We start from the raw sequence: 11,998 nt of genomic DNA, 5'->3' as shown, positions 1-11,998 counted from the left end.
GACAAACGCGCTGCCCAGCGAGCGAAGAAAGCGAAGCGCGACATCGAATGCAATGGCTATATTGAAGGAGCGAAAGCTAACGGGTGGAAACAAGCCATCAACCAACTAGCCGTGGCTTACCCCGACCGATTCGCAGACTACTTGTAAACCAAACCCCCACACACAAACAATCGGACACCCTCGGTCAGGGGCGATGTCTTTGGCGCGGCGCTTCAACGTCTCATAGTTACCCCGCACGGACAACAACGCCAGGCGCAGCTTCCATTTTTCGCGTTCGGAGCCGGCGGCTTTGACGTGTTGCTCGATGAACAGAATCTGATCCAACGACTTGCCCGTCTGACGCGCAACACGCACCGCCTGCGCCTGCTTGCGAGTAGAGCGAGTTATCCCGAAATAGACCTCGTGAGCCTTCTCCCACTCGATATAGGTGGCAGGCTTGACACCGGCAGCACAAGCAGCCTGACGGTCGAAACCAGCCAGGACATCCATCGGACTGCCAAGAGAACCAAGAAACGCGTCAAAATCGCTCATGACACACACGCTAAGCAAAAAGGCACCCTCGATAAGAAAACCACCAAAAATCTGTGGATAACCCACCCCACAACCAGACTTATCCACAGGGACGCAAGGGAGGGGTTGCGGGGAAGGCGTCGATAAGCATGCAAAAAGGCCCGCACCGGAGTGCGGGCCACAAATGCTAGGCGTTAGTTGCCTGCGAGCTTCTCGCGCAGAGCCGCGAGCTGCTCGTCGGAAGCAAGCGAGCCACCCTGCTCAGCCTCACCAGCGGACGGAGCTGCCGGAGCTGCAGCATCGCCGGTGGAGCTGTAGTTGGACGGAGCTGCTGCCTCGCCGGATTCCTCAGCCTCGGCTGCAGCGGCGCGGTTGCGCTCGATCTGAGCAGTGTGAGCCTCGTGCAGGCGGGCAGCCTCGGCGTAGCGGGCCTCCCACTCCTGACGCTGCTCGTCGTAGCCTTCCATCCACTCGTTGGTCTCCGGGTCGAAGCCCTCCGGGAAGATGTAGTTGCCCTGCTCGTCGTAGGAGTCGGCCATGCCGTAGCGGGACGGGTCGAACTCCTCGATGTAGTCCTCGTCTGCCTGTTTGAGAGACAGGGAGATGCGGCGGCGTTCCAGGTCGATGTCGATGACCTTGACCATGACCTCCTGGCCCACCTCGACGACCTGATCCGGCACCTCGACGTGGCGCTGTGCCAGCTCGGAGATGTGAACCAGGCCCTCGATGCCCTCTTCGACGCGGACGAATGCGCCGAACGGGACGAGCTTGGTGACCTTGCCCGGAACGATCTGGCCCACAGCGTGGGTGCGGGCGAAGACGCGCCACGGATCTTCTTGGGTCGCCTTCAGCGACAGGGAGACGCGCTCGCGGTCGAGATCGACGTCGAGCACCTCGACAGTGACCTCGTCGCCGACGGTGACAACCTCGGACGGGTGGTCGATGTGCTTCCAGGACAGCTCGGACACGTGGACCAGGCCGTCAACACCGCCGAGATCGACGAAGGCGCCGAAGTTGACGATAGAGGACACGACACCCTTGCGGACCTGGCCCTTCTCCAGCTGGTGGAGGAAGTCGGAGCGGACCGCGGACTGGGTCTCCTCCAGGTAAGCGCGGCGGGACAGAACGACGTTGTTGCGGTGCTTGTCCAGCTCGATGATCTTCGCTTCGAGCTCCTGGCCGATGTAGGGGTCCAGGTCGCGGACGCGGCGCATTTCAACGAGGGATGCGGGCAGGAAGCCGCGCAGACCGATGTCGAGAATCAGGCCACCCTTGACCACCTCGATGACGGTACCGGTGACAGGCTGGTCGTTCTTCTGCAGCTCCTCGATGGTGCCCCAGGCGCGCTCGTACTGTGCACGCTTCTTGGACAGAAGAAGACGGCCTTCCTTGTCCTCCTTGGTCAGGACCAGAGCGTCGATCTCATCGCCGATCTGAACGACCTCATCCGGGTCGACGTCGTGCTTGATGGAGAGCTCACGGGTCAGAATGACACCTTCGGTCTTGTAACCGATGTCAAGGAGAACCTCGTCGTGGTCGACCTTGACCACGGTGCCGGTGACAATGTCACCATCGTTGAAGTACTTGATGGTGGCGTCAACTGCGGCAAGAAATTCCTCAGAGCTGCCAATGTCGTTAATGGCAACCTGCGGGGTAGTAGAAGTGGGCATAGGTTATGTTGCTCCGAATATGGATAGGAGATAGCGGTTGGACATGAGCGCATCTCTCGAAAAAGCAGCTTATCGACGCCCCAAAAGAGGCCGGTCACGCTGGGATTTCGATCTCGCTCCCGCCGTGGGCGGCCCTCCTATTACGACCGGGGCCACGCGGGCAGCGTAGATACGCCTTGCCGAGATTAGTTCATTTGCCCAGCTCGAGCAAACTTTGATCTCGCGCGTCGCAGGTCACTTTCCGGGCGAGCGGTGAAGAAATCTGTGGCGCGAATTCACCATTTTCACACCAATCTCTTTATCCTTAGACAGTCAACCAAATTTGATAGTGCCCGCAGGGCATATAGGTGGTGTTTTTATGTTGAAGCGCGGTATCGGTATCGGCTTCGCTTTCATCGGCGTCGTTGTGGGCGCCGGTTTCGCTTCCGGCATGGAGGCGTTCCAGTACTTCGTCTCGTACGGCGAGATGGGCATGTGGGGCATTGTCCTGGCCGGTGTGGTCATGGCTTTTGCCGCGGTGGCCTTCCTCGCTTTCGGTTCCTATTTCCAGGCGAACGAGCACACGCGTGTGTTCGGCGAAGTCTCGGACGGGCTTTCATCGAAGATCATGGACTGGTCGGCGATCGCCTGCATGTTCAGTGTGGGCTTCGTGATGTTCGCCGGTGCCGGTTCGAACCTTGAGCAAGCATACGGTTGGCCGATCTATGTCGGCGGTGTGGCCATGCTGGTCATCATGCTGCTGGTGGGCCGGCTGGATGTGAACAAGATCTCAATGGTTCTGGGGCTCGTCACTCCGCTGCTCATCATTTTCGTCCTAATCGCGTCGATTTGGACGTTCACGCATACGAGCGTGGACTTTGCGTCGCAAAGCGAATGGGCGCAGCAGAATGTGGAGGGCGCGACGGGCGCTCCCACGTGGTGGCTGGGCGCGCTGAACCATACGGGCTTGAACGCGCTGTGCACGGTGTCCATGGCGATTGTGATCGGCGGCGACAACTTCGACAACAAGTCGGTCCGCATTGGCGGGATAGTCGCGGGCTTCCTGTACGCGGCGATGCTGGCTCTGCTCGTTGTCACGCTGTTCATGGAGGCGAAGGAGATCAACGGCGACGATCTGCCGCTGTTGACCGTGCTGTTCAACATCAACCCAGCACTCGGCCAGGTCATGACGTGGGTCATCTTCCTCATGGTGTTCAACACGTGCCTGGGCATGATCTACGCGCTGGCGAAGCGCCTGACGCGCAACAACCCGGACAACTTCTACAAGGTTTACGTCGGCGCCTGCCTGGTCGGCTTCGTGCTGTCGTTCATCGGCTTCAAGCCACTGGTGGCCAACCTGTACCCGATCCTGGGTTACTTGGGCCTGTTCGTGATCGCGGTGTTGGTCTACCAGTACTTCCGTTACCGCGACCGCCTGGACCGCGAGGGCGAGCTGCGCACTGCCGCTGTCCATCTGGTGACCGACGAGGAGAATCTCGACCCGGACAGCGAGTTCGCGGACATGTCGCTCGACGAGCTGGCTGAGGAATCTATGCTTGATGACGAAGAATTCCAGAAAGCCCTCCAGTCCGAGGTCGAGGACGAAAACGATGAAGACACCAAAGACGCAGACAGTGCAGACGGTACAGACAGCGAGGGCTCTGACGCGGCCGCCGATTCCAGCACGGGTTCCGGCTCCACGAAGATCTAGGAAAATCTAGAGGGGCCTCCCCCCCTGCCTTCCCTATTAGCCCGGGTGCCGCGCGGAACAAGCGCCGGCCCCGGGCTAATGTGCTGCTTCGTCCCAGTTGGTGCCGGTTCCGGCGGAGACTTCCAGCGGGACGCGCAGTGTGATGGCGCGGTCCATTTCCTCCTCGACGATCGCTTGAACCTGCTCGAGCTCGCCGGGGGCGACTTCGACGACGAGTTCGTCGTGGACTTGGAGGAGGACGCGGGATTGGAAAGGTTGGTCGCGGGAGGCGTCGTTAAGCGCGGCGTCGACGCGGATCATGGCGACCTTGATGATGTCGGCCGCGGTGCCCTGAATGGGAGCATTGAGGGCGGCGCGTTCTGCGTTTTCGCGCGCGACACGGTTGTCGGAGGTGAGCTCCGGCAGGTAGCGGCGGCGGCCGAAGACGGTGGATGTGTAGCCGTCGCGGCGGGCTTGTTCAACGACCTCGTCGAGGTAGCGTTTCACGCCGCCGAAGCGCTGGAAGTAGGACTCCATGATTTTCTTCGCTTCGCCGGCGGGGATACCCAGCTGGTTGGACAGGCCGTATGCGCTCAAGCCGTAGACGAGGCCGTAGCTCATGGCTTTGACGCGGCGGCGCAGCTCGGGGGTGACGTCGTCGATGGGCACGTCGAAGACGCGGGAGCCGACGAAGTTGTGCAGGTCCTCTCCTTCCTTGTACGCCTCGATGAGGCCGGGATCTTCGGACAGGTGCGCCATGACGCGCATCTCGATCTGGGAGTAGTCCGCAGTGAGGAGGCATTCGTAGCCGTCACCCACGGTGAAGGCGGAGCGGATGCGGCGGCCGGCCTCGGTGCGCACGGGGATGTTCTGCAGATTCGGCTCGGTGGAGCTGAGGCGCCCAGTGGATGCGACAGTCTGGTTGAAGGTGGTGTGGATGCGGCCGTCGTCGTGGACGGTCTTGATCAGGCCTTCAATGGTGGACTTGAGCTTCTGCCATTCGCGGTGCGCGAGTAGCTGATCCAAGAACGGGTGCGGGTTCTTTGCGGCGAGCGTCTCGATCTCCTTGGCGGCGGTGGAATAGCCGGTCTTGGTCTTCTTCGTCTTGGGCAGCTCGAGTTTGTCGAAGAGGACGACGGAGAGCTGCTTGGGGGACGAGAGGTTCAGGTCGGGTTCGTCGACAAGCGAACGTGCTGTGTCTTCTGCGTCGGTGACTTTCTGCGCGATCTCTTTCAGCTGCTCTTCGAGGACGCCCATGTCGACGGCGATTCCGGTGTCCTCCATCTCAGCGAGGATGGTCACTAGCGGCAATTCGAGATCGGCGTAGAGCTCGTAAGAATTGATCGCGCGCAAGTCCTCGGTGAGCTTTTCCGCGAGCTCCAGGATCGCCGCGGCCGAGTCCACAAGCGTTGTGTCCTCATCGAGCAGGCTCAGCTGGTCGCTGCCCGTAGTGAGCTGGCGTTGCAGGTGACGCTGGTACACGTCGCCGAGATCATACGTACGCTGGCCAGGGCGCAGCAGGTACGCCGCAATCGCTGTGTCGTGCGCAATGCCGCGCAAAGTGATCCCGCGGCCGCGCAGCATGTGGAACGTCTCCTTCGCGCTGTGCAGGTACTTCGGTGCGGCCGACTCGAGCCACGTCTGCAACGCGGACTCCTCCCCCGGGCTTAATTCCGCTAGCTGCTTGCTCACAGCGTGCCGCTGCTTGTCGACGATTCCCACCGCCACAGCATCCCCCGCCGCCGGCGCCCCATGACCCGTGACGAACACGGCGAGACCCTGGCCCTTATGTGCGGACAACCACTCGTCAAGCGGGCCGTCGTCCACCGTGACCTCGCTGAGCTGAACGGTCTCCGGCTCCGGCGCACTGCCGTCCGTCGGCACAGCTGCCAAAACGCGCTCGCGGAGGTTGACGCCGAACTCGAGATCATCGAAATCCTTCGCCACTGCACCGACATCTGCCGGTTTGAGCTCCAGATCATCCGGGCCGACAGGCAGTACGAGATCGGTGACCATCTGGGTCAGTTCGCGGTTGAGCTTGACCTGCTCGATACGCTCACGAAAGGCATCGCCAGCTTTGCCCTTAATGGAGTCGGCGTTGGCGATAAGGGCCTCCAAGTCCCCGTTTTCCACGATCCACTTGGTGGCGGTCTTCTCCCCCACGCCCGGGATGTTAGGCAGGTTGTCCGAGGGGTCGCCACGCAACGCCGCGAAATCCGGGTACTGGGCCGGTGTGAGACCGTATTTGTTCTCCACTTCCTCCGGGGTGAAACGGGTCAGGGTGGATACACCGCGAGTCGGGTACAGGACTGTGACGTCGTCGTTGACCAGCTGGATGTAGTCGCGGTCGCCGGTGACAATGACCACCTCGTATTCATCCTGCGCTTGCGTCGTCAGCGTAGCCAAGATGTCGTCGGCCTCGTAGTTGTCTTTTGTCAACGTGACGATGCCCAAGCTTCCCAGCACATCCTGGATGATCGGCACTTGCCCCTTGAATTCCTCCGGGGCGGCTTCGCGCTGAGCTTTGTACTCCGGGAATTTTTCCGTGCGGAAGGTCTTGCGCCCCACATCGAAAGCGACGGCAGCATGCGTCGGCTGCTCCTCGGAGAGGATGTTCGCGAACATGGACAGAAAGCCATACACCGCGTTCGTGTTCTGCCCGCCGGAGGTGGAGAAGTTCTCGGCCGGCAAGGCGTAGAACGCGCGGAAGGCCATGGAGTGGCCGTCGATAAGCAAAAGGCGTTTCTTGTTCGCAGTCACAAGGCACCACTTTACCGAGTGGCCCGGACACCTCCCCGCGCCCGGAATACTACTGGCCGGTTTCCGGAATACCGCTCACGTAAACCTGCAGGTCAAAAGCATCGTCTTTGGTTTATCTCCTCCAGCAGTCTTCTAGTTTTGCCACTTGCTCGAACTTCCAGCCCGATGCGCGCGTTTCACCCATGACGGAGAAAGGAGCAACGCTTGGAGACGCGAAACGTATGGCCATACCCGGACTTGCCGCCATCGAAGAACAAAAGCATCTCGATCGAACTAGCGCCCGATTCTTCGGCCATGGTGGTGACAACGACAGCGTCTCCAACAACCCCAACGATCGAACGGATCAGGACGATCTACATCTGGTTAGGGTGCGCCGGGTGTCTCGCGAGCATGCTCATCCCCTTCGCGCTGCTGGGACTGATCGGTTACCTCTTCAGTGAGCCCCGGGACCCCGCACTTCTCATGCTTTGGGTTTTTCTCATCGCTCCAGCGCTGATTTTCGTAGTGATGTACGTCCTGCACAAGAGGATTCCTCCTGACGCGCCATACGAGGTCGGGAGTATTCCGCTTTCCTTGTTAGACCCCGGGCTTGACCGCATCACCCCGGAAGTGATCAACAAAGCCAACAGGCTGGGTGGGTCTCACCGTCAAACCCTTCTCCAGGAAGCTCTTGATGCCCTCGAGCGGGAAGGCGCTGAGGCGTTTGTCTCCGCAGTCAACAACATCGAAGAAGACCCCGATTAAAGGCGCAGCTTTCTTGCTGGTCTAGACCTCATTTCGTCCGTGAAACACGCTGCGCTATTCTTATTCAGCACGCCCCAGTAGCCCAATTGGCAGAGGCAACGGATTCAAAACCCGTCCAGTGTGAGTTCGAGTCTCACCTGGGGCACCACTACTTTCTCCGATTTCCTGCCGGTTTGGCGTAACGGCGGTAGTGTGACCTAAGTCACCCGTCTAGGAAAGGAAAAGCTGTGTTTGGTTTCTCTTTAGTCACCATTATCGTTGCTGTTATCGCCCTAATCGTCGGAATCGTTTTGGGCATCGCCATCGGCAAGAACAACAACCCCCGAGTTTAGAACCAAGACCCTAGCGGCGGAGTTGGCGTACCATGACGCCGTTAACTCCGGATCCGGGGACGTCCTTAAACCCCTCCGAGAGGTAGAGCTGCCGGGCAAAATTTCCCTCTTCAACGGACAAGCTGACCGCATCGATTGCTCGCTGCGAGGAAGCGTCAAGAAGCTCCCGCAGAAGCTGACGGCCAAGCCCTTGGCCGCGCGCATTGGGATGAACCCACAGGCTCAACTCGGGGACATCCGCATCAACGTACCCGAACCCCGGGTCTTCCGCCGGCAGGAAAAGCGCCCACGCGACGCCAACAGCTCGACCATCCCTCTCCGCTACAATCCCGATGTCCCCGCGCTCAGGATCAAACTCGAGGTAATGAGCTAACGCTTCGGTCTCCCTGACCTGATCAAGGGTGAACCGGTCACCGTTCCAATTCACGTTCCCGAGCGTGGCCTGCTCCAGTAATACGCGGTCGCCGTCTGACAGCGGCCGGAATACTGCGTCGATCATGGTTCTCTTTCTACTGCGCGGGGCCTTAGTCTTGCCGCATGACCTGTCCGTGGCGCCAGATAGCCTGCACAAAGCGAATATTTCCGGAGGGGCACCGTACGGTTTCGAACTTCCCGCTCCCACCGTTGAAGGCACATTCGTGAACGAGGACGCGCACGCACAACCCATCCACGAGCCCTTCGTCGACTATTTCAACCGCGTGTTCCGGTCTGGCGGTTTTCCAGGCCAGCGCGTTTCCGCCCCCGATGGCTTTCGGGAAAAGTATTCCGCCGGCCTGCTGAGGCTGTAGACCGATTAGAAAGGCTCGGGCTTTGTCTCGTTCTTCGGGGCCGACTGCCAGGTAATGGCCGCGCCCGCAACGGTCACCAAGGCAATGCCGACGACCATGCGCACGGTGAGCTGGTCGCCGGCGAAGAGCCATCCGAGCAGAGAACCAAGCACAGGATCAAGAGCAAAAAGCGTGCCGACGACCTGTGCCGAGGAGAACTTCGCCGCCAATGTGTCCGCAATGTACGGAATGACCACTCCCACAACTGCGGCAATGGTGAGGATCAGCCATGCGCGCTTATCGACGTTTCCAAGCGACGGCGCAACCAGTGGGAAGGTGAGAATCGCGGCGACTGCTACGGAGATTGCTAAGTCCCCAAGCCCGCCTTCGGCCTTTCCAACGCGTTCAGCGAACACAGTGTAGGCAGCAAAGAAGCCTCCCCCAATGAGACCGAATGTGATCCCGAGCGGGTCCAGACCTGAGGAAGGGCCCGTGATGAGCACGATCCCTGCAAACGCCACGAGAGCCCATACCCTGCCCTGCCAGAACTTGATCCCAAAAAACGACACTAAGCACGGCCCGAGGAAGTCCAATGTGACCGCGACGCCCAACGGGATACGGGCGACCGCAGCAAAGAAGAATTGGTTCATTGCTGCCATGGCCGCACCGTAGATGACGGCATTGATCCATCGTTCGCGGCTGAGCTTGGTGAGCCTTGGCCGGAAGATGACGAACAGGAACGCCGCAGAGAGGGCAAGACGAAGCGTCGACACAGCCACCGTGCCAAGCTGAGCAAACAACGTCGAGGAAATGACGGACGATGATTGGTTCCCCAACGATCCGATGAGGATGAGGATCACTGGGCGCAGCGGCGATACGGCGCTGCCCTCTTGTGCACTAGCAGGCATAGTTACCGGTCGTCGAGTGCTTTCTGCAACGCTTCCTCAGTCTCCGGTGAGAAGGCGACAAAGCGGACCTCGTCCATTTCGACGCCGGACTCGGTGACGCCTTCGATGGCGCTGGCAGCGGCGTCGTCAAGCGGCCAACCGTAAACACCGGCGCTCACCAGCGGGAAAGCAATAGTGCGGGCACCGATTTCGCCTGCTACCTCCATGGAGCGGCGGTAACACGATACGAGTTCTTGACGCGTGCCGCGACCGTGCACTGGACCGACAGTGTGAATGACCCATGTGGCAGAAAGGTCGCCCGCGGTAGTCGCTACAGCGTCACCGGTGGGTAGCCCGTCGGGGCACTGCTCCGCACGGACTTTCTTGCAGGCAGCGAGGACAGCCGGGCCGCCAGCACGGTGGATCGCCCCGTCGACCCCACCTCCCCCGAGGAGGGAAGAGTTGGCGGCGTTGACGATAGCGTCGACAAGCTCTCGCGTGATGTCTCCGCGAATGACAGTGAGTTTCATGACTCTGCTAGTTCGCGGGTTTGATCTCGCTCTCGACGACCCACTTGTGGTTCTTCATGGTCATGCCGTCGGCCTCAACGTCGACCATGTAGACAGTCTCATCGGTAGAGCTGTCGATCGTGGCTGTCGCACCCTTCATGCCCTTCATGTGCTCGGCGGTGACAACTTTCTCGGTGCCGTCGGCCAAGCGCTCCTCGCCAGCATCCTCGAGCTCCTGCTGAACAACCCACTTGTGGTTGGTCACACGCTCGCCACCGTCGGTCGGGTCGTAGGAGATGGCGTAGGTGTACGTGCCATCGAAAGCGCCGACGATGGTGGCCTCCGCACCGTCCATGCCGGGCATGTGGTCCGCGGTGAGAATGACTTCCGTACCGACGGGATAGGTCGGAGCGGAAGCCTCTGTCATGCCTTCGGGGGCGGGGCCACCGTCTTCAGCGTGCTCGTGGCCCTCGTGGCCGCCGTGGTTGTGGTCGCTGGCGTCGTCTCCGTGCTCGTGGTTCTGTTCCGCGCTCGTCTCCTCCTGGACTGTGGTCTCAGGGGTCTGAGGCACCTCAGTATTCTCGGAGGAGCATGCAGTAGCAGCGAACAAACCCGCCACTGCAACGGTTGCGATTGCCATGGTCTTGCGTGTGGTCATGATGTGTACCTCATTCTGCGTAGGCGGACGGTAACTGAACCATTCTACATGCGCTTCGTGCTCGTTCCGTTCGTCACGATCATCTTCATGCTCGGTTTCACCTTCCCGATCAAGAATTCCCGTCAGCTGTGGACATCGGCACCGAAGAGATAGACAGAGGTTCATGGCACGTGCGGGCGAACGGGGCCTTGAAGGTCACGCCCTGGGGGTCATAGCACGTGGGCCCCAGAAGGCGCCCCGCAGGACCTTGTAAAGCCCAGCCGCCTAATCGTCCGTCCCCATCACCGTGGCGGCTGCGAGCAGCACGGAGATCGAGCCACGGTCCAAAGACGGCTGGATCTGTGGCACAAATCCCTTGGAGTGGTTCGGCGGGCCAGCCTGCCCCTCTTCAAAACCGGACCAGCCGATGAAGAAGTACGGTACGTCCCAGGCGTTCGGGATGATCGGGAAGTCTTCGGAGCCGGGGAACCCGGGACCGTACTGCACCAGATCCTCACCGAAGAACTCGGTGAAGGTGTCTTTGACCCGTTCAGTGAGCTCCGGGTCGTTGTAGACCACCGGGACGGAGTCGAGGTATTCGAACTCCGGCGGCTGCGGGCAGTTGCCCGCTTCGCACTCGGCGGTGACCACGCGCTTCATGATGTTCTGGATCTGCTCGGAGATCGCGTCAGTGGAGGCACGGGTGTTGATGCCTAGTTCCACCATGTCCGTAATTGAGTTCGAGGTGGTTCCGCCGTTGATGGAACCGACGGAGATGATGGCGATCTCCAATGGGTCGACCTCGCGCACGACGGCGGCTTGCAGGCGGGTCACGATCGACGCGGCGGTGGGGATCGGGTCAATGGAACGGTGCGGAAGTGACGCGTGGCCGGACTTGCCGTGGATGCGCACCTTCCAGTTCGATGCGGCGGTGGTCATGCGCCCCGGGGTGAAGATGAAGCCGTACGGCGGGTCCTCGGCGAAGATGTGCTGACCGAAGACGTAGTCTGGCTTCGGCAGCCTATCGACGAGACCATCCTCGACCATGCGGCGCGCCCCTCCGCCGGCTTCCTCACCGGGCTGGAACAGCGCGATGAACGTGCCGGACCACAAGTCCTTGTTGCGCACTAGTGCACCGACCGCACCGAGCTGGGCGGTGGTGTGCATGTCGTGGCCGCAGGCGTGCATCTTGCCTAACTCGTACGGCGCGGCGTAGTCGACGTCGGATTCTTCGGCGATCGGCAATGCGTCGTGGTCAGAACGGAACAGAACTACCGGGCCTTCACCGTTTTGGATGACAGCGACTTTGCCGGTGCCAGCGAATGTCTGCACCTCGAGGCCTAAGCGCTTGAGTTCTTCCTCAATGCGCGCGGCGGTCTCGTGCTCCTCCATCGAGAGCTCGGGGTGTTGGTGGAACCACTTGTACAGTTCCTCGCGCTCAGCCCGCGTGTTTTCCAGAGTGTCAATCAGTTTCTGAAAGTTCTCGGTGGCCATTGGGATACCTCCTTAGATG

The 11,998-nt window shown here is 60.6% G+C and carries 11 protein-coding genes, 1 tRNA gene and 1 pseudogene; 5 read left to right on the top strand and 8 right to left on the bottom strand.

Annotated elements, in window-relative coordinates; all coding sequences use genetic code 11:
* A pseudogene (locus KBX18_RS05995) lies at positions 1-147 on the top strand (IS256 family transposase); the annotation flags it as partial.
* On the opposite strand, the gene KBX18_RS05990 reads toward KBX18_RS05995, so the two are convergent.
* Together KBX18_RS05990 and rpsA are read right to left on the bottom strand one after the other, a co-directional pair.
* Positions 106-531 (bottom strand): hypothetical protein, encoded by a 426-nt coding sequence (locus KBX18_RS05990; protein ID WP_255995217.1) that lies wholly within the window; start codon positions 529-531, stop codon positions 106-108. The pseudogene KBX18_RS05995 and the gene KBX18_RS05990 overlap by 42 nt on opposite strands.
* Before the next feature lie 173 nt (positions 532-704).
* On the bottom strand, positions 705-2,180 hold the full coding sequence (gene rpsA, locus KBX18_RS05985; protein WP_255995216.1) for a 30S ribosomal protein S1: 1,476 nt from the start codon (positions 2,178-2,180) through the stop codon (positions 705-707).
* Between the two features lie 358 nt (positions 2,181-2,538).
* On the opposite strand from rpsA, the gene KBX18_RS05980 reads away from it, so the two are divergent.
* Complete coding sequence (locus KBX18_RS05980) at positions 2,539-3,870, top strand: hypothetical protein (RefSeq protein ID WP_255995215.1); 1,332 nt, start codon at positions 2,539-2,541, stop codon at positions 3,868-3,870.
* A gap of 75 nt (positions 3,871-3,945) precedes the next feature.
* Here the strand turns inward: KBX18_RS05980 and polA are convergent, their stop codons facing one another.
* Positions 3,946-6,609, bottom strand: coding sequence for a DNA polymerase I (polA, locus tag KBX18_RS05975; RefSeq protein ID WP_255995214.1), 2,664 nt, complete (start codon positions 6,607-6,609; stop codon positions 3,946-3,948).
* 390 nt (positions 6,610-6,999) lie between these two features.
* Between polA and KBX18_RS05970 the strand changes: the two genes are divergently transcribed.
* Together KBX18_RS05970 and KBX18_RS05965 are read left to right on the top strand one after the other, a co-directional pair.
* Positions 7,000-7,353 carry a hypothetical protein gene (locus KBX18_RS05970; RefSeq protein WP_255995213.1) on the top strand — a complete coding sequence of 118 codons (354 nt, stop codon included), beginning with the start codon at positions 7,000-7,002 and terminating at the stop codon, positions 7,351-7,353.
* A gap of 71 nt (positions 7,354-7,424) precedes the next feature.
* Positions 7,425-7,501 (top strand) — tRNA-Leu (locus KBX18_RS05965).
* Positions 7,502-7,695: 194 nt separating this feature from the next.
* Here KBX18_RS05965 and KBX18_RS05960 read toward each other — a convergent pair.
* Positions 7,696-8,184, bottom strand: coding sequence for a GNAT family N-acetyltransferase (locus KBX18_RS05960; protein WP_255995212.1), 489 nt, complete (start codon positions 8,182-8,184; stop codon positions 7,696-7,698).
* On the opposite strand from KBX18_RS05960, the gene KBX18_RS05955 reads away from it, so the two are divergent.
* A complete protein-coding gene (locus KBX18_RS05955) occupies positions 8,183-8,473 on the top strand; it encodes a hypothetical protein (protein ID WP_255995211.1) in 291 nt (96 codons plus the stop codon). The two genes, KBX18_RS05960 and KBX18_RS05955, sit on opposite strands and share 2 nt — an antisense overlap.
* A 5-nt stretch (positions 8,474-8,478) precedes the next feature.
* Here KBX18_RS05955 and KBX18_RS05950 read toward each other — a convergent pair whose 3' ends face one another.
* From KBX18_RS05950 to KBX18_RS05935, 4 genes are all read right to left on the bottom strand, one after another.
* Positions 8,479-9,360: a DMT family transporter gene (locus KBX18_RS05950; RefSeq protein ID WP_255995210.1), complete on the bottom strand. Its 882-nt coding sequence runs from the start codon at positions 9,358-9,360 to the stop codon at positions 8,479-8,481.
* A gap of 2 nt (positions 9,361-9,362) precedes the next feature.
* Positions 9,363-9,869, bottom strand: a complete 507-nt coding sequence (locus tag KBX18_RS05945) for an O-acetyl-ADP-ribose deacetylase (protein ID WP_255995209.1) — start codon at positions 9,867-9,869, stop codon at positions 9,363-9,365.
* A gap of 7 nt (positions 9,870-9,876) precedes the next feature.
* Positions 9,877-10,506, bottom strand: a complete 630-nt coding sequence (locus KBX18_RS05940) for a YdhK family protein (protein ID WP_255995208.1) — start codon at positions 10,504-10,506, stop codon at positions 9,877-9,879.
* A gap of 264 nt (positions 10,507-10,770) precedes the next feature.
* Positions 10,771-11,979: an amidohydrolase gene (locus KBX18_RS05935; protein WP_255995207.1), complete on the bottom strand. Its 1,209-nt coding sequence runs from the start codon at positions 11,977-11,979 to the stop codon at positions 10,771-10,773.
* Between the last annotated feature and the right edge of the window lie 19 nt (positions 11,980-11,998).

The organism is Corynebacterium sp. CCUG 69979 (assembly GCF_024454095.1).
In the GTDB taxonomy this organism is placed as follows: Bacteria; Actinomycetota; Actinomycetes; order Mycobacteriales; family Mycobacteriaceae; genus Corynebacterium; species Corynebacterium genitalium.
This window is presented reverse-complemented; position numbering and strand designations above follow the sequence as displayed.